General features: G+C 45.6%; 19 protein-coding genes. 14 read left to right on the top strand and 5 right to left on the bottom strand.

Features of this window, described 5'->3' with window-relative positions; translation table 11 throughout:
- The first annotated feature begins 45 nt into the window (after nucleotides 1-45).
- The 7 genes from FGS84_RS09665 (at nucleotide 46) to FGS84_RS09695 (ending at nucleotide 10,224) form a co-directional block, all read left to right on the top strand.
- Nucleotides 46-1,833, top strand: a complete 1,788-nt coding sequence (locus FGS84_RS09665; protein ID WP_138307903.1) for a sensor histidine kinase — start codon at nucleotides 46-48, stop codon at nucleotides 1,831-1,833.
- A gap of 41 nt (nucleotides 1,834-1,874) precedes the next feature.
- Entirely contained in the window at nucleotides 1,875-3,548 is a 1,674-nt protein-coding gene (locus FGS84_RS09670; RefSeq protein WP_138307905.1) for a response regulator, read from the top strand.
- A 142-nt stretch (nucleotides 3,549-3,690) separates the two neighbouring features.
- Nucleotides 3,691-5,070 carry a sugar ABC transporter substrate-binding protein gene (locus FGS84_RS09675; RefSeq protein ID WP_138307907.1) on the top strand — a complete coding sequence of 460 codons (1,380 nt, stop codon included), beginning with the start codon at nucleotides 3,691-3,693 and terminating at the stop codon, nucleotides 5,068-5,070.
- A gap of 112 nt (nucleotides 5,071-5,182) precedes the next feature.
- On the top strand, nucleotides 5,183-6,088 hold the full coding sequence (locus FGS84_RS09680) for a sugar ABC transporter permease (RefSeq protein ID WP_347563815.1): 906 nt from the start codon (nucleotides 5,183-5,185) through the stop codon (nucleotides 6,086-6,088).
- 12 nt (nucleotides 6,089-6,100) lie between these two features.
- Nucleotides 6,101-6,928, top strand: a complete 828-nt coding sequence (locus FGS84_RS09685; RefSeq protein WP_138307908.1) for a carbohydrate ABC transporter permease — start codon at nucleotides 6,101-6,103, stop codon at nucleotides 6,926-6,928.
- Nucleotides 6,929-6,976: 48 nt separating this feature from the next.
- Nucleotides 6,977-9,013, top strand: coding sequence for an alginate lyase family protein (locus FGS84_RS09690; RefSeq protein ID WP_138307911.1), 2,037 nt, complete (start codon nucleotides 6,977-6,979; stop codon nucleotides 9,011-9,013).
- A 32-nt stretch (nucleotides 9,014-9,045) separates the two neighbouring features.
- Nucleotides 9,046-10,224: a glycoside hydrolase family 88 protein gene (locus FGS84_RS09695; RefSeq protein WP_138307913.1), complete on the top strand. Its 1,179-nt coding sequence runs from the start codon at nucleotides 9,046-9,048 to the stop codon at nucleotides 10,222-10,224.
- On the opposite strand, the gene FGS84_RS09700 is transcribed toward FGS84_RS09695, so the two are convergent.
- The 4 genes from FGS84_RS09700 to FGS84_RS09715 form a co-directional block, all read right to left on the bottom strand.
- Nucleotides 10,221-11,582, bottom strand: coding sequence for an ATP-binding protein (locus FGS84_RS09700; protein WP_138307915.1), 1,362 nt, complete (start codon nucleotides 11,580-11,582; stop codon nucleotides 10,221-10,223). The two genes, FGS84_RS09695 and FGS84_RS09700, sit on opposite strands and share 4 nt — an antisense overlap.
- The gene (locus FGS84_RS09705; RefSeq protein ID WP_138307917.1) at nucleotides 11,575-12,492 is read right to left on the bottom strand and encodes a hypothetical protein; all 918 of its coding nucleotides are present in this window, start codon (nucleotides 12,490-12,492) and stop codon (nucleotides 11,575-11,577) included. Before FGS84_RS09705 ends, FGS84_RS09700 begins: the two co-directional genes overlap by 8 nt.
- Nucleotides 12,489-13,454, bottom strand: a complete 966-nt coding sequence (locus FGS84_RS09710; protein ID WP_171042585.1) for a hypothetical protein — start codon at nucleotides 13,452-13,454, stop codon at nucleotides 12,489-12,491. Before FGS84_RS09710 ends, FGS84_RS09705 begins: the two co-directional genes overlap by 4 nt.
- 282 nt (nucleotides 13,455-13,736) lie before the next feature.
- Nucleotides 13,737-14,219 carry a hypothetical protein gene (locus tag FGS84_RS09715; RefSeq protein ID WP_207671115.1) on the bottom strand — a complete coding sequence of 161 codons (483 nt, stop codon included), beginning with the start codon at nucleotides 14,217-14,219 and terminating at the stop codon, nucleotides 13,737-13,739.
- 595 nt (nucleotides 14,220-14,814) lie between these two features.
- Here FGS84_RS09715 and FGS84_RS09720 point away from each other — a divergent pair.
- The 6 genes from FGS84_RS09720 (at nucleotide 14,815) to FGS84_RS09745 (ending at nucleotide 20,657) form a co-directional block, all read left to right on the top strand.
- Nucleotides 14,815-15,588 carry a hypothetical protein gene (locus tag FGS84_RS09720; RefSeq protein ID WP_138307923.1) on the top strand — a complete coding sequence of 258 codons (774 nt, stop codon included), beginning with the start codon at nucleotides 14,815-14,817 and terminating at the stop codon, nucleotides 15,586-15,588.
- 19 nt (nucleotides 15,589-15,607) lie between these two features.
- Complete coding sequence (locus FGS84_RS09725; RefSeq protein ID WP_138307925.1) at nucleotides 15,608-16,558, top strand: hypothetical protein; 951 nt, start codon at nucleotides 15,608-15,610, stop codon at nucleotides 16,556-16,558.
- A 35-nt stretch (nucleotides 16,559-16,593) separates the two neighbouring features.
- Nucleotides 16,594-17,163, top strand: a complete 570-nt coding sequence (locus tag FGS84_RS09730) for a hypothetical protein (RefSeq protein WP_138307927.1) — start codon at nucleotides 16,594-16,596, stop codon at nucleotides 17,161-17,163.
- Between the two features lie 18 nt (nucleotides 17,164-17,181).
- Nucleotides 17,182-18,684 carry a WG repeat-containing protein gene (locus FGS84_RS09735; RefSeq protein ID WP_171042586.1) on the top strand — a complete coding sequence of 501 codons (1,503 nt, stop codon included), beginning with the start codon at nucleotides 17,182-17,184 and terminating at the stop codon, nucleotides 18,682-18,684.
- Nucleotides 18,685-19,020: 336 nt separating this feature from the next.
- Nucleotides 19,021-19,791, top strand: coding sequence for a hypothetical protein (locus FGS84_RS09740; protein ID WP_138307931.1), 771 nt, complete (start codon nucleotides 19,021-19,023; stop codon nucleotides 19,789-19,791).
- 32 nt (nucleotides 19,792-19,823) lie between these two features.
- Complete coding sequence (locus FGS84_RS09745; protein WP_227146956.1) at nucleotides 19,824-20,657, top strand: hypothetical protein; 834 nt, start codon at nucleotides 19,824-19,826, stop codon at nucleotides 20,655-20,657.
- A 134-nt stretch (nucleotides 20,658-20,791) separates the two neighbouring features.
- Here FGS84_RS09745 and FGS84_RS09750 read toward each other — a convergent pair whose 3' ends face one another.
- Complete coding sequence (locus tag FGS84_RS09750) at nucleotides 20,792-21,508, bottom strand: LytTR family DNA-binding domain-containing protein (protein WP_138307936.1); 717 nt, start codon at nucleotides 21,506-21,508, stop codon at nucleotides 20,792-20,794.
- A 367-nt stretch (nucleotides 21,509-21,875) separates the two neighbouring features.
- Here FGS84_RS09750 and nifS point away from each other — a divergent pair, with 367 nt between their 5' ends.
- On the top strand, nucleotides 21,876-23,069 hold the full coding sequence (gene nifS / locus FGS84_RS09755) for a cysteine desulfurase NifS (protein WP_138307939.1): 1,194 nt from the start codon (nucleotides 21,876-21,878) through the stop codon (nucleotides 23,067-23,069).
- Nucleotides 23,070-23,094: the final 25 nt, after the last annotated feature.

A 23,094-nucleotide genomic window follows, 5' to 3' on the forward strand; every position in this document is an offset into this window, starting at 1 on the left:
CTTCGTGGTAAAATGGATGCGGAGTTTTGGCGCGGGGAGGTTTATATGAAGGAATTGGTTTGGGGGAGAACGCTGCGGTCCCGGTTGATTCGGTATAACTTTTTTATTATATGTGTGATTGCTATTTTTGTCAGTGTTTGCTCCTATGTTACTGCCAGCAGGAAGACGCTGGAGGTGGCTAAGAATTCGCTGCAGCATCATGTGGAGAGTATTTCTTACCGGTATCAGCTGGCTTATGAGGAAATGATTAATATTGTCCTGAACTGTACGGAGAGAAAGACCTTTAATCTGGGGGAGATTGGAAGGGGGCTGACGCCCGGGGCCAGGAAGAAGGGGCTGGATTATGCGGAGCTGATTAAGGATTACTGCGCTATTTCAGAGTACGGGGATTATATTGTGAAGCTGTCTGTGTTTGATGACAGGGGAGGAATGGTGCAGACCGGTTCTTCTTTTGGCAGTACGGATGATGCCAGGGGGATTCTGGATGGAGGCTGGCTGGAAGGGGAGCTGGATAAGACCATGGACAGCTATGAGCTGGATTTGGTGGATTCTCCTTTTTTCCAGCACGACGGACAGGTACTGCCCATTGCCAGAACGCTGACCGGGAGCAGGGTAAATCCGGGGGGCTGGGTGGTACTCTGCCTGTCTACTGATTTGTTCCAGGATGTGCTGGGGGATACTACCGGGGGTCAGGAGGCTGTGGTGGTGACCAGTGAGGGGAAACGGATTGCTTCCCTCTATGAGCCGGAAGGCCATAGGGAGGAAAATGACCGGGTCATCCGGCAGCTCCAGCAGTCCGGACAGGATAAGGGGCTGCTGGAGATGAAGCTTCACGGCGGGAAAAGCCTGGTGGCTTTTGAGAAATATGGACGAAGCGGCGTCATGGTCTATGAGACAATTACCCTGGACAGCCTGAGCAATGACCGGCTGATGGTGGTTCAGACCGTTATCATTATGTTCGCCGCCTGCCTGATTTTCGGATTTATCCTGTCTGTGCTGATTACCAATCAGATAAAGAAGCCCATTGACCGGCTGGTCAGCCATATCGGCGATGTGGCGGCAGGGAATTTTACCAGGGACCCGGATATTGAAGGGGAGGATGAAATCGGCACCGTGGGCAAGGTGGTCAATGATATGTCGGAACGAATCGATACACTGATGGCTGAACGGCTGGAGGATGAGAAGGAGAAAGGTGATTTGGAACTGAAAATGCTTCAGGCTCAGATTAATCCTCATTTTCTCTATAATACGCTGGATTCCATCCGGTGGATTGCTGTTATACAAAAGAGCAGCGGGATTGTCAAGATGGTTACGGCTTTGTCGGGACTGCTTAAGAATATGGCCAAAGGGTTTAATGAGAAGGTGACGCTGCAGAAGGAACTGGATTTTCTGAATGATTATGTTACCATAGAAAAGGTGAAGTATGTGGAGCTCTTTGATTTGGAGGTCCGGGTGGATGAGCCGGAGCTCTATGAGGCGCTGGTCATTAAGCTTACGCTTCAGCCCCTGGTGGAAAATGCCATTTTTAACGGCATTGAGCCGGGAGGAAAGCATGGGACCATTGTGATTCATGTTTACAGGGAACATGACTGTCTTGTGATTCAGGTGAGGGATGACGGCGTGGGTATTCCAAAGGAAAAAATGGACGCCCTTCTGAATCATACGGAGAAGGTAAAGGGAAGCTCTATGAGCGGAATCGGCCTTCCCAATGTGGACCGCAGGATTAAGCTTAATTACGGAGACCAGTACGGGCTTTCCATTGAGAGCCGGGAAGGGGAATTTACGGAGATAACGGTCAGGATGCCGCTGGAATATGGACAGCAGGTCATATAGAAACATCCGGCGTCCTGAGAAACAGATAAGGGGAGAGATATATGTATCGTGTGATGATTGTGGATGATGAGCCGTTGATTCTGGCGGGCATTGCGTCTCTGCTTGACTGGAAGGAATATGGATGTGAGATTTCCGGAAAGGCGGCAAACGGACAGCAGGCATTAAAGCTTATGGAGGAGCAGAAACCGGATATTGTGATTACGGACATTAAAATGCCGGGAATGGACGGAATCGGATTCATGCAGGCTGTAAAGGAGCGGGGATGGGATGATGTGATTTTCATTCTGCTGACCAATCTGGAGGAATTCAGCCTGGCGCGGCAGGCTTTGTCCCTGGGGGCTGTGGAGTATCTGGTGAAGATGGAGCTGACAGAAGAAAAGCTGGCGGACAGCCTGAAGCTTGCCATGGAACGGCGGGAGATGAAGCGCAAGGCAGAGGCGGTTGATACGGCCGGAACGGTTTCCAGGGAAGAGGCGGTCAGGCAATACATCGAGAGGCTTCTGACGGACGGCGGAACGGTCAGCGGGTGCGCCGGCGCAAAAGACAATGACGGAAAAGACAATGACGGGAATGGCAGTGAAAACAGGGCGGAACAACGGGGAGAGGGGTACGATTCTTACCTTACGGCCCCGGTTCTGGCCATCATCAGCTTTAACTACGGATACGAGGGATTTTCCTCTGACTTTACAAGAGAGGACCAGAAAAAGGTTATTTCCTTTGCGGAAAATATTATCGGCCAGATGGTGAAGGGATATTTTGACCGCAGCTGCCTGGTGCGCCGGGAACTGAACAGCCTGGTGCTGGTGATGTCCACGGAGGGAATCCGGGATTACAGGGAACAGATACGCAGTCTGGGAGAAAAAATCATATCCGTGGTAAGGGACTACTTTGAGGTATCTGTGTCCGTGGCTGTCAGCAGCAGGAAGGAGAGCCTGGGGGAATTCGGGGCGCTGCTGTATGAGGCCATGAGCGCCACCAACCACTATTTTTACCACTCCGTGGACCCGGTTGTATTCTACTCCGAGGAATGTGAGACCAGCGCCAGGCATACGGGCAGCTTCCATATCGGGTTCCTGAAAAAGGACCTGTCTCAGGCTGTTGCCCAGAATGACAGCGGACGCCTGGAGGAGATACTGGACCAGGTGGCATGTCTGCTGAAGGAGCATAATCCTTCCAGGCAGCAGGCGGTCAATGCCTGCGCAAACCTGTATTTTTTCCTGTCCTCCTTTTTTGAGGACGGGGAGGAGCCGGATTTTCCTTATGAGGTCAATATAATGGAAAAGCTGGGACGGCTGGGGACCCTGGGACAAATTATCCAGTGGATTAACTGGTTCAAGGAGGCGGTTTCGCGGATTCTGGAACGCCGCAGGGATACCAGGGTGGACAGGATTGCGGAGCTGGTCCGGGAGTATGTGATGGAGCATTATAAGGAGCGGATTACCCTGGGACAGGTGGCCGAGGCCCTGAACATAAGCCAGGGTTATCTGAGCACTGCCTTTAAAAAACAGTCGGGGGAATCCTTTACCAGTTATGTGTCTGCCATCAAGATTGAGAAGGCAAAGGATCTGATTGCCAGCCACCGGTATATGATGTACGAGGTGTCGGATTTGCTGGGGTTTGATACGCCTTTTTATTTCAGCAAGGTCTTTAAAAAAGTTATGGGCATGTCGCCCAAAGAGTATGAGGCCCGGTGCCTGAAGCAGAAAAAATTGTAAAAACATGAAGATATTATATAAAAAAATAAAACTCATCTGAAAATTTTACAAAAAGTATGATATAGGTCGATTCGGTTTCGGAATTCGTTCTGGTATAGTTATATCAGAATTTGAAACAGCAAATTTTAAGGAGGGTTTTATTATGAGATTAAAGAAAACAGTGGCATTGGCACTGGTGACAGCCATGACCGCAACCATGGCAGCGGGCTGCGGCAGCTCTTCATCGGACAAGGGGGCTGCGGCTCCTGAGAGCACGGCGGCAGGCAGCGAGGCGGCAGGCAGTGAAGCTGCAGGCGGCGCAGCTGACAGCAAGGAGACAAAGGAAGCTGCTGCTTCCGGGGAAAAGCAGAAACTGACCGTGTCCGTGTGGGACAACGATGCCACCCCCCAGTTTACTTCCGTGACAAAGGCATTTATGGAAAAATATCCGGATGTGGAAGTGGAATTTATCGATGCGCCTTCTGACGAATATGCAAACAAGGTGACGGTTATGCTGGCAGGCGGCGATGCTGACCCGGATGTTATTTTCATCAAGGATACGGAGAACCAGGTTACCATGAAGGACAAGGGACAGATTCTGAGCCTGGATGAATATATTAAGAAGGACGGAATCGACCTGACCATGTACAATGGCGTTGCCGACCAGTTAAAGATGGATGGCAGCAGCTACACCCTTCCTTTCCGTAAGGACTGGTATATGCTTTACTTTAACAAGGATTTATTTGACAAGGCAGGGGTTCCTTATCCCTCCGCAGACATGACATGGGATGAGTATGAGGAGCTGGCTAAGAAGATGACAAGCGGCGAGGGCAGCGCCAAGGTATACGGAACCCATAACCACACCTGGCAGGCCCTGGTATCCAACTGGGCTGTACAGGATGGCAAGAACACCCTTATGAGCGAGGATTACAGCTTCCTGAAGCCGTATTATGAGCAGGCTTTAAGGATGCAGGACCAGGGAGTGGTACAGAGCTATGCCAACTTAAAAACAGGCAGCATCCATTACATTAGCGTGTTTGAGCAGCAGCAGTGTGCAATGATTCCCATGGGCTCCTGGTTCATCGGAACCCTGACGCAGGATAAGGATGCCGGCAAGTTTGACTTTAACTGGGGCGTGACCGCCATTCCCCATCCGGCTGATACCAAGGCAGGCGCCACGGTTGGTTCCACCACGCCGGTTGCCATCAATGCAAAATCCGATGTGCCGGATTTGGCATGGGAGTATGTGAAGTTCGTGACCGGTGAAGAGGGTGCAGAGGTTCTGGCTGATAACGGAATTTTCCCGGCAGCTGAGTCCCAGACCATCAGCAGCAAGCTGGCTGCAATCCCGGGATTCCCAGAGGATGGGCAGGAGGCTCTTAAGACCACCAGCTGGGTTCTGGACCGTCCGCTGGACGCCAAGATGGCAGCTGTAAGGAAGGTGCTGGAGGAAGAGCATGACCTGATTATGATTGGCGAGGAAGATGTGGACACAGGTATTGCCAACATGAACCAGAGAGCACAGGAAGCCAGGGAAGACTAACAGCATAAACCGGCTTATGAAGCAGTACGTGTATTAGGATAACAAGCAAAGAGCGTCTGATTAACGTGGCAGCGAGGGTTGGACGCTCTTTTTGCGCCTTAAAATGAGGAAAATGGTGATTAAAATGACAGGAAAACAGAAAAAAGTATTGAAGAGGAACGTCATCGGCTACTCTTTCATCCTTCCTAATTTTATCGGATATTTTATATTCATCTTTATTCCGGTAATATTGACCTTTGTCTTATGCGTGATGAAATGGGACGGCTCCAGCACACCCATGGAGTTTGTGGGACTTAAGAATTTCGTGAAGCTGTTCCATGACAGCGGCTTTCGGATTTCTGTCACCAACACCCTGTATTACGCGGTGTTTACCGTGCCCCTAACCATGGTGGCGGCCCTTCTCATCGCGGTGCTGTTAAATTCCAAGATAAAGGGGATTGTGGTGTACAGGACCGCATTCTTCTTCCCATACGTGGCCTCCCTGGTGGCAGTGGGCGCTGTGTGGAACATGCTGTTCCAGCCGGAATTCGGCCCTGTCAATGAGTTCCTGAAATTTATCGGCATCGCCAATCCGCCCAAATGGTGCGCATCCACGGACTGGGCCATGACGGTTATCATCATTGTCAGTGTGTGGAAGTATATGGGGTATTACATGGTGGTATACCTGGCGGCCCTCCAGGGCATTTCCCAGGATTTATATGAGGCTGCCAGCATCGACGGTGCCACAGGGCTTAAGAAATTCCGCTATATCACCATTCCCATGTTAAAACCAACCACGTTTTTTGTCATCATCATGATGACCATCCAGTGCTTCAAGGTCTTTGACCTGATATATGTTATGACCGGCGGCGGACCCGGCAGGTCCACCAATGTGCTGGTGAACCATATCTACAACGCAGCCTTTGTGGACTTTAAATTCGGCTATGCCAGCGCCAGCGCCCTAGTGCTCTTTGCCATTGTGCTGGTAGTGACTCTGGTCCAGTTCCAGGGTGAGAAGAAGTTCACGGATTACGTATAGGAGGGGCATAGGATGGAGACAAGGACGTTAAAAAGTAAATTATTTATCTATATGCTGTTAAGTGCGCTGGCAGTGCTGGTGGTCATTCCCTTTGGATGGATGCTCCTGGCATCCGTAAAGACCAGCAACGAGGTGTTCAGTATTCCCATGAAGCTGTTTCCAAAGGAATTCCAGTGGGTGAACTACCAGACTATATGGGATAAGATTCCCTTATTGGTTTTCTTTAAAAATACCTTCAAGATAGCAGTATGCACCACCCTGCTTCAGGTGCTGACCAGCTGCTTTGCTGCCTACGGATTTTCCAAGGTGGAATTTAAGGGACGGGATTTCCTGTTTCTGGTATCAGTCACTACCTTTGCAGTGCCCTGGCAGGCGTATATGGTTCCCCAGTTTGCCCTTATCTCCAGGATGGGGCTGACGGATTCCCACCTGGGACTGATTCTGATGCAGGCGTTCTCCGGATTTGGCGTGTTCTTAATCCGGCAGTTCATGATTGGAGTGCCCAACGAGCTTTTGGAGGCAGCCAGGATTGACGGGCTTTCCGAGTACGGTATCTTTGCAAAGGTAGCGTTGCCCTTGGTGAAGCCGGGTATTGCAACCCTGGTAATCTTTACATTTGTAAATATATGGAATGACTTTATGGGACCTTTGATTTACTTAAACAGCACCAGGTTAAAGACAATCCAGCTGGGCATCCGCATGTTTATTTCCCAGTACGGGGCTGACTATGCGCTGATTATGGCTGCTTCGGTGTGCTCCCTCATACCTGTGCTGATTGTGTTTATGGTATGCCAGAAATGGTTTGTGGAAGGTATTACGGCCGGCGGCGTCAAGGGATAATAGATGCAGGGATGAGGCGGTAAACGGCTGTTTGATAGGAGGGCGCAGGTGAAGAATCATAAAATAGATATGAAATGGTGCAGTGATTACTGCAGGAAATACTGGCCGGAGGAATGCGCCCATATCCTGCGGATTGCAGATGACGCAGTGGAACAGAGGTTCCTGTTTGACCTGCCCTGGGATATGGAGCAGACGGCAAAGGCCGTGGAATTTAAGGGAAGGATAGACTGGCAGCATATGCCGGACGGGGACCCGGAATTCATATATCAGTTTAACCGGCACCGCTATTGGATTTGTCTGGGCCAGGCATATGCCCTGACCGGGGATGAAGCATATGCCGGATGTTTTGTCAGCCAGCTGTGTTCCTGGCTGGAGGACAATCCTGTCTGCCGGGAGACAAAAAATACTACCTGGCGTACCATAGAGGCGGGCATCCGGGGGGAAAACTGGGTGAAGGCCATGGAGTATTTTGAGGATTGCCCTGTTGTGACGGAGGATGTAAGGGCAAGGTTCCTGGAAGGACTTCGGGTCCACGGTGAGTATCTGATGGACTGCCGGGTGCCCTTCAGCGATAAGAGCAACTGGGGTGTGCTGGAGAGCCATGGGCTGTTTGATATCGGCGCATATCTGATGAAATGCAGGGGGAGCGAAGCTGGTGCATATGCAGCAGCCCCGGCCCGGACAGGGCGGGGGGAAGCCTATGCGGCGGAGGCAGCTGCACGTCTGGAACGGGAGCTGGATATCCAGATTATGGACGACGGTGTTCATTGGGAACAATCTCCCATGTACCACAATGAGGTGCTGCGCTGTGTCCTGGAGGTTCTGCGTGTGGCGGAGCGCCAAGGTATCATCCTGCCTGCGTCCCTTTATGACAGAGCCAGGGCAATGGCCCATGCGGACCTGGCCTGGATGAAGCCGGACAGGACCCAGCCCTGCAATGGAGACAGTGACAGGACCGACCTGCGGGATGTGTTTACCCCTGCTGCATGGCTGTTAAAGGACAGACAGCTTCGGTATGCCGGATACAGCCGGCTGGATTTTGAAAGCGTATGGGAGCTGGGGGCGGAGGCTGCCCTGGAATATGAGAGCATGAGTCCCAAGATGCCGGAATGCCATTTTTATGCACTGAGGCAAAGCGGCAACTGGTGTCTGCGTTCCGGCTGGGGAGAAAATGCAGATTACCTGCATTTTAAATGCGGTTCACTGGGAGGGGGGCACGGCCATTTTGATAAGCTGCACATAGACCTGACCATGGCCGGTGAGGATATACTCATAGATTCCGGAAGATATACCTATGTGGACGGAAGCCTGCGCAGACAGCTTAAATCCTCCTGCGCCCACAATGTGCCGGTGGTGGACTGGCAGGAATACACCCAGTGCGTTGGTTCCTGGGATGTGAAGGGAAGGACGGCTGCCGGCGGACAGGACTGGAACCAAAAGGGGTCATATACATTTTTACAGGGCGCCCACCTGGGATATATGGAAAACGGCATACTGGTAAACAGGCGGATTCTTTCCATCGGCTCCCGCATCCATGTGATTGCAGATGAATTTTACGGCGCGGGAACTCATGTGTGCAGCCAGATATTCCATTTAAATCCGGCCGGAACCGTGGAAATGAGGGAGGATGGCTTTCTGTACCACGGGGTCAGGACAGATGCTGTTTTTTACCGGTTGGAACCATCTGCGGATGCATATACGGGAGGAATGGAACTGGAGGAAACGCCTGTGTCCTTCCATTACAATCAGATGGAATATGCGCCCTGCGTCAGCTTCTGGAGGGAATGCCCCCTGTTCTGTTCCATGGTGACCGTGGCTGCGGGATATGAAAAAGGAACTGAAAATCCTTACACGGTCAGCCGCGTGCCTGTAACCTCGCCTGTAACCGGCAGATGCCTGGGCGGGGATGAGGCAGAGGCCCTGCGGATCCAGGATGGAACCCATTCCTGGCTGGTGGTTGTAAACCACAGGGAAACCGGGGCGGACGGAGAATACATCGGGGCAGAGGGACATTACGGCCTGGGCCGCATGATGGCCTGCGACGAGACGGATGAGGGGAGCCGGATGACCGTGCTCCAGTGGTAGGACAGAAAAATGATTCAGAAAAGGAGCAGAACATGCAGACAAAGGACCGTTTACAGACCTATAAAATCATTGACAAAAGAGAGGCGGAAACCTGCCTGGATACAGCCGTGGACCTGGTGCGGGAGAATCTGAAAACCTTTACAGAATGGTTTCCGGATTCCAACAGCCGGAACCGGTTCTATCCCAGGAGCGCCAACCGGGAGTGGACCACGGGATTCTGGACCGGGGAAATATGGCTGGCCTATGAGAGGACAGGAGAGCCTGTTTTTAAAGAGGCTGGCCTGCTCCAGGCAGAATCCTTTCTGGAGCGCATAAGAAACCGGGTGGATGTGGACAACCATGATATGGGATTTTTATACACCCCCTCCTGTGTGGCTGCTTACCGGCTTACCGGCAGCCGGACTGCCAGAAAGGCAGCCCTGATGGCTGCGGACAACCTGATGGGAAGGTTCCAGGAAAAAGGCCAGTTCTTTCAGGCCTGGGGGGAACTGGGAGCAAAGGACAATTACCGGCTGATTATAGACTGTCTTCTGAACATGCCGCTGCTGTTCTGGGCCAGCGAGACGACCGGAGAGGAACGGTACAGGAAAAAGGCAGAAGCCCATATACGGACAGCCATGAACTGTGTTATCCGGCCGGACCACAGTACCTACCATACATATTTTTTTGACCCGGACACAGGCCTTCCCGTAAAGGGTGTCACCCACCAGGGCAACCGGGACGGCTCTGCCTGGAGCCGCGGCCAGGCATGGGGAATATACGGAAGCGCTTTGAGTTACAGGATTGAAAAAAAGCCGGAATATATGGATATATTCCGCAAGGTAACGGATTATTTCCTGGAGCATTTGCCGTCGGACCTGATTCCTTACTGGGATTTTGACTTTGACGACAACAGCCCGGAGCCCAGGGATTCCTCCTCAGGGGCTATTGCTGCCTGCGGAATGCTGGAGATGGCCAGACATATGGAGGCCAGGGAGGCTGCTTACTACACGGATATGGCCGGGCGTCTGGTGAAGGCTCTTGCCAGCCAATGCGCCGTAAAGAGCCCGGATGAGTCCAACGGCCTTCTTCTCCACGGAACCTACGCCAGGGCCAGCGCAGGCAATCCATGCGCGGACCGCGGGGTGGATGAATGCAATACCTGGGGGGATTACTTTTATATGGAGGCACTGACCAGGCTGGCGGGGGAGTGGGAGCCGTATTGGTATTAAAGCGCGGCCTCGCTGCTTTCCGGCAGCAGCAGGGCGGCAGAGGCAATGAAGGTATCGGATTCATGCTCAATTGTCAGCTGCCCGCTGTACCTGCCGGTGATGCGTTCAATCAATTTGATGCCGTATCCATGCTCATCCGGATTTTCCTTGGAGGTTTTAAAGAGCCCGTGTTCCATGATAACAGGGGTTTCGTATGTGTTTTCTGTTTTTACAATTAAGAATCCGCCGGACACATTTGCTTTCAGTGAGATGTGTTTCTGGTGCTGTGTCACCTTTTGGCAGGCTTCAATGGCATTATCCAAAAGATTGCAGAACAGGCTGCATAAATCAATTTCGGCAATGGTCAGGACCGGGGGAATTCTCGCGCTTATATCCAAAGGGATACCCTTTTCATCCGCCATCTGTTTTTTGATGGTGAGGACGGCATTGATAATCTCATGCTCGCAGTAACGCGGGAGTGCGTTTTTATCCAGGCAGCTGCGGGATTCCTTCAGTAAGCCAGGTATTGTATCCAGGCTGTTTTCATTTTTCAGTGACTGGCGGATGGCCTGCAGATGGGCGGAAAATTCCTGTTTCATGATTTCCATGTTGTCCATATGTTTCTGCGCCAGCTGATAATATCCCATCTCAGTCTGACGCTGGGCATAAAGGGCAGTCAGATTTTCTTCAATTTCTATTTTTTCCACCAGATTGTCGATGGAAAAAATCATGATTAAATCAACGATAATATTGAGAAACAAAATAAAATTACCCATTGAGAATGCAGTCCTGTCCGGCATCTCGTAGGTTTTAAGAGAGATGCAGAATAAAAGCAGCTGATACAGGGGTAGGATGATATATAATAACAGCTCTTTATGTTTCAGCCTGTTTTCCGTTATTTTTCTGCACGAAATAATCAGTATGATAATTGCCAGGAAAATCATGGCCTGCAAAGGGATGGATATGATTTCCATGATACCCTGGGGCGCTGTGAGAATCTGGTCTTTTGAAAACAGATGAGGCAAAAGCCGGCCTGCCAGGAAAAAGGCAGACAGCTCGGCGGTAATTAACGTAAATATTGCAAGTGACTTCATGGATAAGGTGCCGTCAAAGGCCAGAAGGGCCATGGAGACGAGGCATAGGAGGTTGATAAAAATGTAAATGCCGGAAGCTGGCAGCAGCAGGACACGGGGACTTGCACACAGGATTAGGGTCCCCATGGAGGCTATCATCAATACTGCAAAAAGAGTCAGCTTCCACCATTTATTAAACAGACGGTGCTTTTTTATATGGAGCAGGCTGCAGAGAAAAAAGGCAGATATGGCACAGTGGAGCATACAATCCAGCAGAATGGATTCCATCATCATAAAATCAGTCATTTGTTACACCTCTTTCGCGGTTCTTTTCTATTATATTTTGTTGTTTTAGCTGGTTACAGGAATTTGTTATCATGGTTTCTATATCCGCAATCGGAGCTTGATTGGATATCAGGGCGTATATGGTAGAGAGCTGGTTGGCAAAGTCATGCTTTAAAAGCCGGTGTTCATGCAGCTGTTTTTGAATCTGTATATAACATTCATATTCATTTTTTTGCTGAAGCGCCAGAAGTTCCAGTTCTTCCTGGCGCTGTTTCTTATGTATCAGATTTGTAAGTGAAGATAAGAGTATAAAATCAACTATAATCCCCAATATAAGAAATATGTTTCCAACAATAATCATCCAGGGAGATGGTTTTTCAAACAGGCACATGCAGACAGCGAAGGTTATGTATTGATAAACAGGAAGCAGGCAATACAGGAACAATACCTTTGAATGAAAGCAGGCCCTAATCATCCACCAGACAGCAGGAACAGTAGCAGTGAGAAGGAGCATGGACATATTGGTAAAAGTAATACCTGTTAATATATAGAGATTATTTCCTGCAAAATCCACATATGCTTTGAGATGAAGAAATGCCCGGAAAGAATATATACATAATAATTCGGCACTGATTGAGAGTACTGACAGATAAAGAGTTATACCTGTACTTTTTAGAAACGAATCTGAATACAGCGACCGTATAATGAAAAACGTAGCACAGGTAGCAGCAAGCACATGAAGTACCACATGGTTCTGTAAAGAAAAAAGAAACACAGTCAATAGTAAAAAAATTGCGGAGAACAAGAACCATGTTTGTAATTTTGAAAAAAATCTGGGAGTTCCCAGGGCTGTAACTGTCAGGCCCAAAATAAGTGTGCTTATAAAATAAGAAAAGATAATGGAAAAAAAGTAAGTGCCAAAGTGAATCATTCTGGATGCCTCGCCTCCCGGACAGATTGTTTTGGTCTGCAGCCACAAATACATTCATCAAAAGCCATATAAGTTGGCTCGGAATTTAAAAAGCAGTTTGAAGAAGATATCATATTATCAATATCATCCACAGAAGCCTGGTTATAAACCATTGCATAAATGGTGGAAAGCTGGTTTGCAAATTCATGTTTTACCAGCCTGTGCTGTTCTAATTGCTTTTGAATTTTCAGGTAGCATTCATACTCATTTTTTTGCTGAAGCGCCAGGAGTTCCAGTTCTTCCTGGTGTAATTTTCTTTTTGTCAGATTATCCAGGGAAGATAGCAGGATAATATCAACTATGACTCCTAGGAGGAGAAAAACATTGCCAACGCAAACCATCCAAATCGAAGGTTCCTTGAACAGGCGCATACAGATGCAGAAGAGCATGAACTGATAAACCGGGAACAGGCAATAAAGAAAAATTTCTTTTGTATGTCTGAATGACCTGATAATCCATCCCATAGCCGGCATGGTAGCTGAAAGCAACAGTATGGCCATATTAGTGAACGTTATACCTAACATCATATAGAGATTATTGCCGGCAAAATCAATATAAGCTTCAAGGTTGTGAAATGTCCAAAAGAAGCAGATGCAGATGATTTCTGCAGCTATTGAAATTGCCAGCAGATAAATTGTCAGCCAGACACATTTAACCAGGGAATCAGCATAAAACAATCGGATAAGCACAAAGGTCAGGATACCAATGAATAAAATATGCAGTACCAAGCGGATTTGTAAAGGAATGGCTATTGTGCCTGCAATAGAAAACCCGATAGTAAACAGAAGCCAGGTTTTGTATCTGGAGAAAAATCTTGGCTTTCCAATGTACATGACGGATAAGGTAATTATAAAAGCCCCAATCACATAGGAAAATAAAATAGGGTAGAAGAGTTTATTATATTCAATCATCTGTATTTCCACTTTCTGAATGCTGCATTTTCAAACAATCATCGCATCTGTGCACCATACGCTTTATATCTTCCGCGGTTTCATGGTTAGAAATCAGTGCGTGAATTGTTGAAAGCTGGTTTATGAATTCGTGCTTAATAATCCGACTTTGGTTTAGCTGTGATTGTACGTGGAGGTAGCATTCGTATTCTTCCTTTTGCCGCAAAGCTCCAGAACCCCCTGAAAGGAAATAATACATACAGTCTCTGAACTAGCTGAAATATGTATGAAAATAGGATTGGGTAAAGGTAAATATCATATTGTATCACTAGAGGACTCTCCCTTTTCTTCAGCAGAACATAATACAGATGCTATGAAGCTATCCAGCATATCGGATGAAGCGCCTGTCTGCTGTAAAGCGTATAATGTCTGGAGCTGATTAGCGTACTCATGTTTCATGAACCGCTGCTTTTCCAATTGTTTTTGTATATGATAAAAGTAATGGTACTCATCATTTCTCCTGTCATGAAGCTGGCTGAGGTTTTCAGCGGCTTTTTTCTTTTCTTTCAGATGTTCCATGGAGAAAAATAGAATAACATCAATTATTAAATCAAGGGCGAGGAAAAGATTCCCAATCACGGCTGTCTGTAAGGATAACTGTGAAAGTATGTTTAAACATATAAAAAACAATATGAACTGGTAGATGGGAAACAGGCAGTAGGGAATGATATCCAGAACATCCTTTTTATTCCGAAGCAGCTTGAAAACCATGGAAGAAAGCATCATCATTGCCAGCAAAAACATATTGGAGAAGGTAATGCCAACAGAAAACTTTATATTGTTGTCAAGGCCCTGATACATCCTTGTGCCGAGAAGATAGGTCAGGCATACCATGCAGCCTAATTCTCCGGCAATCCCCATAAATGCATAATAACAGGTCAGACACATTGTTGTGCGCACGGATGTTCCGAATAAAAAATAAATATTAAAAAAAGTAAAACAGAAAGCCAGGAATATATGCAGGGGAATTATCCTCTGCAATGGTATGGCAGCCAGTATAAATCCGATATTTAAAGCTGCAAAGCCAAACCAAATGAAGAGCTTTGAATGCTTTTGAGGCGTATACATCATAATCATCCCAAAGGACCCCACGAATCCTCCGATTATATATGAGAGAATGGGCAGCCATATATCACAATCTAATTTAACCAATGTATTGCTCCTTTTATTCATGGACAACAGGTTACTGTAAATATTATAAGCAGAAAAGGGGAGACAGACAATGATGAATTATGCATATTTTGCAGGAATTATGTAAATCATGCAAACCGTATTGTAAAAGTTAGGAAGTACTTTAAAATATTATATAAAATCCGGCGGAGGAGGTAATGTAATGACAAAAGAGAAAAAGAATATCATATCCCGATGTGTGATGTGCGGCGCATTCATACTCTGTTTTTTTGCAGGTACAATTTTTTCACCACTGGAAGCTGGTGCGGCAGCATCGTCTATCATCAATAGACACAATAAAAATTTTACAAAACCTGAAGATGCGATTGAATACTATGTAAAGAAGATATCTGAAGGTGACTTTTCGGGAGCGCTGGATGCCTGTGCAGGAAATGGAGGATTTGACTTTGTCGCATTTAGTGAGGAAGCTGGTTTTATTATACCTTTCAACCAATGGCCTGACCAATATAAAATGTATAAGGATATGAACGAGATATATGATGCAAACAATCTGGTAAAACAGACGAAAGAACTGATTTGGTCACTATTAGAACCCGATATTGATTTTGCACAGACTTATAGCACACAAACTTTAAACGCGGCAGAGATAAGTAACAATCTGAATCCGTCCAGGTTGGCATCGCTTGAGGTGGTTAGGATGGAAGATGATTACATCAGAGAAAGCAATAAACAAAAAATGGCGGATAATTGTAAAAAAATGGCCAAACGATATAGAGCGGATGAGTATAAGGAATATGCTGTTTTATATAAATGGGAAGACAGATACTATTCAGGAGGTTATACCTTACTAAAATTTGGAAAAAATTGGAATATCCTTGGCCCTTATGCTACCTATTGGGGCAGCACCCAAGAATTGACCGAGACAACTGAAAAGGCTTTTAATCAAAAGATAGTTGACTATAAAAAAGAAAAATAATGATGTAGCAGGAGATGAAATGGAAAAGATAAAAGGTGGAAAAATTACTTTTATAGGGGCGGTCATGGTTTTAACTATGTGCATGACCATTACAGCATATGCAGGCTGGCAGAAGAATGGAAGCGCGTGGAAATATGACTATAATGGAAGCTATTTGACTGGAGCATGGGATATCAACGGAAAACGGTATTATTTTGACCAAAACGCAAACATGGTTACTGGGTGGAAGGCGATAAACGGTAACTGGTATTATTTTAATGCAGACGGCCCTATGGCATTTAACCAGTGGGTTGGGGATTATTATGTTGGAAGTAATGGGGCAATGCTTACTGACTCCTGGGTTGGCTCCTATTATGTGGGGGCGGATGGTAAATGGGACCGGCAGAAGGCGGCGGGAGGCCTGATTCAAGATAACATTATGGACAATTTGGGCAATTCCAACAATGAGTATTTCATATGTGATATACAGAGTTTTGAAGATGCAGGCGGTGCCTACAGGACAAAATGTACGATAGCAAAGGCAGTTACAGTCCCCTCCTCTTTTGAAAGTAATAGAAGGATTGGTGAAAAGGTGAGGATTGGAAATTATAATTATACTGTTACACAGGGAACTGCTAACAGCAGATTTAATTACATAAGGGAAAATGATGGGATACAATGTTATTTGCTTCCCAATGTTTGTCCAAACGGAAATTCTGCTATGCGTTTCATGACTCTGGACGGGGAAGGATGGCTTTTTGACGGAGCTGGGACAGACGGATATGTATATATAGCCAAATATGCAGAGATAAAGTTGATTGATGCCTCAAACGATTTCCAATTCCTTGGAAATCTTCCGGTATCAGCAACGGAGTATGTCAATGGTGAATGGAATCGGGAAGGGGTATACGCCTTGGATAACTGTCCGGGCTGGATTGAGACGGACGCAAATGGAATTATAAAAAAGATTACTGTATTGTATGATGATTAATTTAAAAACAAGCTGTTGTTTGGAGAGGATATGATATGCCATGGAAATTAATTGAAAAGATAAAGGGGCTTTTGGAGGTGCCATACACTTTTTTTCGCATTTTAGTTTTTTTCTGTACCATAAGCTTTATAAGCATTATTTATCAAAATGGCCTATCTGGCAGCCTGCTGGCTGTTCCGGCCATAATAGTTTTATATGTTCTGTTTTTCCTTTTTAGAGCGACAGGTAAAAAGATAAATAAGGAAGCCAGTGACGAATACTATTACGCAAGGTACCGAAAATCATTGCCACCGCAGGTGGAAAAGGACTTGTTTGAGTTCCTGGCATCATCGGGCAGTTTACCGGATTTTATTGATGTAGGTAAGGGCGGTATAAAAGTTGGTTATAGAAATTTCTTATTTAGGGATTATCTGTGTGAGGATATAGGTGATGCAGCAGATATGGCAGGTGTTGCCAATTGGCTGGCAGAAACCATATACTCACGGTACAAAAAAAGTTATGAAGTCAAAATAGTTTATTTTCACGATACAGAGTTTCAGGAGAATCATATAACCGGCTTTCGCCTGGAGGTAAAAAGGGAAAAGCCTGTATTACAAAAGTGGTAGGAGCGAGGAGGAATGAGAATGAATAAAGTTATGTGGAGCGTTTTGCCGATGGCTATTGTATTATGCTGTGCATGCGGAAAATCGTATACGTGTGATGAATGTGGAAAAACCTTTCATGGAGATGCCTACTATGATAGTTTCGACGAAGATTTCATTATGTGTGCATCCTGTGCAGAGGAATACTATTCTCCGTTACCCTACAGTAATTTTAAGCTTACTGGCAGCAGGCAGAATCAAGATGCTGATGTGAAGGAAATAAGTACGAAAGCAGATATCTCATCAGAAAAGAATCAGGAGAATTATAGTATTAAAGCGGGGAGCAGCTTTAGTGAGGGAAAGGCATTTGCTTATATTTACAGAAATGGCGGGGAGGAATATGCTTATATTGATTCACAGGGTGAAATCATATTTGAACTTCCGTCAGGATTTACATATGGAGATGAATTTCATGAAGGATACGCAGTGATAACAGACTGGGATTATGGGAAAGGCAAAGACCATACGGCACTTGGGCATATGTATGCGCTGATTGATGAAAAAGGCAATATTGTCATTGAACCGGGTATATATGATTTTATTGGCAGGGTATCGGAGGGGGCCGCATTTACATTTGTTTGTGAGAAGGATTATAAAGGGAACAGGATTGAAACAAAATTTGTATCACCCAATAACGAGGAGATATTTAGTGTTGACCCGGCCTTGGTGGTGGAAGATTATGATGAGGCCCCGGAATATGCAAAATATGTGATACATGATATAAAAAATATTTATTTTATTGATGGATTAGTGTCGATGCAGGGAGTCAATCAAGCGGCCAATGCAGGAGATATACTGGTCTATGACAGCAAAGGAAACCAGGTTTTTTTCTTTGAATGGCTGGGCGACGGGGACAACGCCAGACGTATCTGGAATAAGCCGTTAGGTTCAGAAAAAACGAATTATTTTCTTAACGCTCCGAATAATTGGAGCAAACGTGATTATCCTGCGGGGTTATTCCTTATTTACGACAGAAAAAATTGTACGATTAATAAATATTATCCGGATGCCGAATTTTCTACGAACCAGGAGGCAATGGCCGATGGTTATGTCATGGGATATTTGAAGGAGAAGAATCGCAGCTGCGGCGTTGTTGTTTATGATTATCAGGGCAGCAAAATCTCAGAAAACAGGGAATTGGATATAGAGAGTATAAGAGAGACAGATGCTAATTATTGGGTAGTTGAACTGCAGAATAAATATTACGGAATCATGGACCAAACATCCAAACTTCTTTTTGAACCAATTCAGGGCAAGATTGTATATGTTGGAGAGGGAAAGTTTTATTGTGATGGGACTGGTGATGTGATTGATGCAACGGGAACGGTTCTATTCAATACCCCCTATGATTTAAAGTATGGATATGCCGGATATGATAATGAATATGATATGGAGTATAGGATTTATAAGAATGGATATATCATGGTAAAAGATGGGAAGGACTATTATTATATGGATGATAATGGAAAAATTTTAAATCACTAAACAGATTTCCTCAGGAGGATACTGGTATGGGAATAGCAAGGTATTACCAGATTGTATGTGTTTCTTCACAAGACAATTTGGTATTGGTTTTTGAAAGAAGAGGTAATTGTGATGAAGGGTATAGTAAATAAACGATTCTGGCTGACTCTGCCTGTATTGGGGGCGGCTGTCATAATAACATTTTTCCTGATTCAAGAAATGGTATCCTATGGTGAAGAGCCCATTGACAGCAGCGTACAAAATGATTTTTCATATCAGGATGGGCAGTGGATATACTATATTGACCTGGGAAAAATTATGCGGCTGAATATCAAGGGCGATAAGGCGGAAGTTGTCATGCAGCCAGAATATACAGTTGATGGAAGCGGAAACCAGATTGAAGCAAATCTGACCTATTTGGGAAAGGCAGGAGGTAAAATAATATTTCAGTCCGGTACCTCTGAAATAAAAACGTTTACTGGAAAAAAAGCCAAAAAACTAAAAGGAACCACGGTAAACAATATTAATAAACAATTGGTTGTCAGTGCAGATGCAAAGAGGCTTGTGTGGTTGGAAAACCCTAATTTCAATGGGGATAATAAAAACACACTGGTGCAGCTTCCCATTGGAGGTGGCATTACGAAAAGAAAAAATCTGGAAGCTGAGAATGTGGAGCTGATTGGAGATTATGATAAGGTATGCTACTTTATAGAAAAGGCCGGAGAGGATAATGCGGAGGAAAATTCTTTGTGGAAGCTGGATTTAAGCAAAGGAAGGGTGCCGGACAAACAATTGATGATAAATAAATTTCCGGCGGTAAGTGCCTGCCTGGCAGAGGGAAATATATATTATGCTAGCGATAGTATATATAAGATTGATTTAATGGATTCCAATTTGAAAACAGTTAAAATATACGATGATAAACCCAATATAATAAAGTATTGCGATGGCAGAATATATTGCGGAAATAAAGAAAGAGGAATCATATACAGCATAGACCTTTCCGGCAGCGGGTACAGGGAACTGTATACCGGTTACAATGGAACAGCTATGGATGCCGGCAAAGACTATGTGTCAGTTGGATATCCGCAATCTGAGACATTCAGAATCATACGCATCAATGAATAAGGTAACCAATAACACGCTGAAAAGAGATGAAAATGAAAGAAAACATAATTCGAAAAGTTGTTTTTGCCGGAGCTGTCCTGGTTTCAATGCTGTCCATGTCTGCGCCGGCAATGGCGGCCTGGCAGCAGAGCGGAGATACATGGAAGTATGAGAACAACGGTACATATCTGACTGGTTGGTGGAAGATAGGTGGTTCCCGGTATTATTTTGACCCGGAAGGGAGAATGCTTACTGACTGGCAGTATCTGAACGGATTCTGGTATTATCTAAATGCAGACGGTTCCATGGCACATGACCAATGGGTAGGAAATTATTACGTTGGCAGCAATGGGAGAATGGTCAGGAATGCCTGGATAGGGGAGTATTATGTAGGGGGCGACGGGGCCTGGATTCAGGATAATCAGAATGTACAGCCAATGTATGAAGCATATTGTGAGCAGAACTACGGGAGCCGCGTTCAAAAAATACTGTTTGCAGATATTACTCATGATGGCAGGGATGACTGTATCGTGGTTTTAGCGCCGATAACAAGAGCATATGGTAACGTGGTAATTCTTACTGCGGATAATACCGAAGTGAAGTGTCTTACAGAACTGGAATGCAGTTTTAGGACGGATTTTTATCTATATGAACAGAACGGAAAGGAATATATCCTGGGAGCATATATCGGCATATATCAGGGGTCAGGAACTTATAGTTATGAGATATTCAACCTGAATTCGGATGGCTCTAGAGTTTGTCTGGAAGAAGCCTATGTTGAGGTTTCAGATTCATCACAGATTGAAAAACAGGAGCAGATATATTCTGAAATGTTAAGTCCGTATGTTAGGAATGCAAAACTTATATACCGTGGACTTGACAATTAACAGGATATATTTCAAAGCTAATCCATCCATTTATGCCCTGATGTGTGTTTAATGGTTTATGCGAGCATCATGCTGACAGGAAAAACAAGAAAATATAGGATGAAGCTCCTGGCAGATGTAGCAGGAGCTTCTTTTTATAGCGAAGAAGTGAGATAAGCCAGATATTCATTCTTAGAAGCCTGTTGGAAGGTACGTCCGATAGGAATTATTTCTCCATTTTTTAATACAAATTCCGTACTTTTAAATGTAGCAACATGTCTTAGATGGACAATATAACTGCCATGGCAGCGGACGAAATTAGGGCCAAGTAATGGTTTTAAATTTTTAAGGCTCATGGCGGCTTTAAATGATTTTGTTTCGGTAACTATAATGGAGTGATGCTCAATTTTTTCAACGTATAAAATTTTATCAATGGGTATCCTCAGCTCATAATTGGATATATTTAAAACCAGTGAGGGAGGTGTCTTTTTTAGTTGGTTGATTGCTTTTTCCAATGCCTTTGGCAGCATTTCTTCCAATTGTGTTTTTAAGACAAAATATAGGTGGTCGGCTTCATACACAAAAGGCGCGTAATCAATAAATCCTGTCAGGAAAATAATTTGACAGTTAGGGGCTTGCAAATTGATTTTTCGGGCGATTTCGATTCCGTTTATTTCCCCCAATCGTATATCTAAAATGATGATACTATAATCAAAGGAATTTTCTTTTAATATATGTATCAGTTTTTCTGGTGATAACTGTGTAAAGGAGTATTTTTTATTTTCAGCTTGCTGATGCAGGAGGAAATTATATATGAATCTCTGCACATAAGACATCTGGTTTAAGTCGTCATCGCAGATACAAATTTTCATGGTTACGGTATACCTTTCTGGCAATATTTTATACTTTATATTATAAATTAGATACGTAACCCAAACAATATTAAATCCTTGTAAATAATGAAGATTAGATGTAAATTATGCAAATCCGGTTATATGTAAGAAGATAAATAAACCAGGCAAACCTTCGACAAAGTACGACAGTAAATTGGCAGCTGGCTTTATCCATTGTCTGAGCCGGAGGCCCGGTGTACGGATAATACCGGGCAGCGTATACTAGAGTATGACGGAAAAGACAGTAAAACAAGTATTCCTATTGAAATTGTAGGAATACTATGATATAGTAAAAAGCGTAGATGAAGCTTTTAACTTTAGGACTACAGAAAGGCGGATTTTGATTATGAAACAATTAATTTATCTGGATAATGCGGCTACCACGAAGACCAGGCCGGAGGTGGTGGAAGCCATGCTTCCATATTTCACGGAATATTACGGGAATCCCTCCTCGGTCTACGACTTCTCCACAGAGAGCAAGAAGGCCGTGAACCATGCCAGGGAAACCATTGCCCAGTCCCTGGGGGCCAAAACCAATGAAATATATTTCACGGCAGGCGGCAGCGAGGCCGACAACTGGGCCCTGGTGGCCACGGCTGAAGCCTATGAAAATAAAGGGAAGCACATCATTACCACAAAGATAGAGCACCACGCCGTTCTCCACACCTGCCAGTACCTGGAGAAGAGGGGATATGAGGTGACCTATCTGGATGTGGATGAGAACGGGGTGGTCAAGCTGGATGAGCTTAAAAGGGCCATCCGTCCTGATACCATTCTCATATCGGTTATGTTTGCCAATAATGAGATTGGCACCATTGAGCCCATCAAGGAGATTGGGGCCATTGCCAGGGAACACGGGATTCTGTTCCACACCGATGCGGTACAGGCATTTGCCCATGTGCCTATCCATGTGGATGAATATAATATTGACATGCTCAGTTCCAGCGGTCACAAGCTGAACGGGCCAAAGGGAATCGGGTTTCTCTATATCCGCACAGGCGTGAAGATTCGTTCCTTTATCCACGGAGGCGCCCAGGAACGCAAGCGCCGTGCCGGTACAGAGAATGTGCCGGGCATTGTGGGATACGGCAGGGCCGTGGAGCTGGCCATGGCTAATATGGAGGAGAGGGCTGCCCAGGAAACGGGACTGCGGGATTATCTGATGAAGCGGGTCATGGACGAGGTGCCATTTACCAGGATTAACGGCTCACGCACCAGCCGTCTTCCCAACAACGTGAATTTCGCTTTCCAGTTTATTGAAGGTGAATCTCTTCTCATTAAGCTGGATATGGCAGGAATCTGCGGTTCCAGCGGCTCGGCCTGCACCTCAGGGTCACTGGACCCCTCCCATGTGCTTTTGGCCATTGGGCTGCCTCATGAGATTGCCCACGGTTCCCTCCGTCTCACCTTAAGCGAGGAGAATACAAAGGAAGAAATCGACTACGTGGTGGAGCAGATTAAGGAAATCGTGGAGTATCTGCGCGGAATGTCGCCGTTGTATGAAGATTATATGAAACACAATGGAAACAAGGAAAAATAATATACAGGCAAATGCCTGTATCAAG

Source organism: Clostridium sp. 1001271st1 H5 (genome assembly GCF_005845215.1).
Classification (GTDB): domain Bacteria; phylum Bacillota; class Clostridia; order Lachnospirales; family Lachnospiraceae; genus Enterocloster.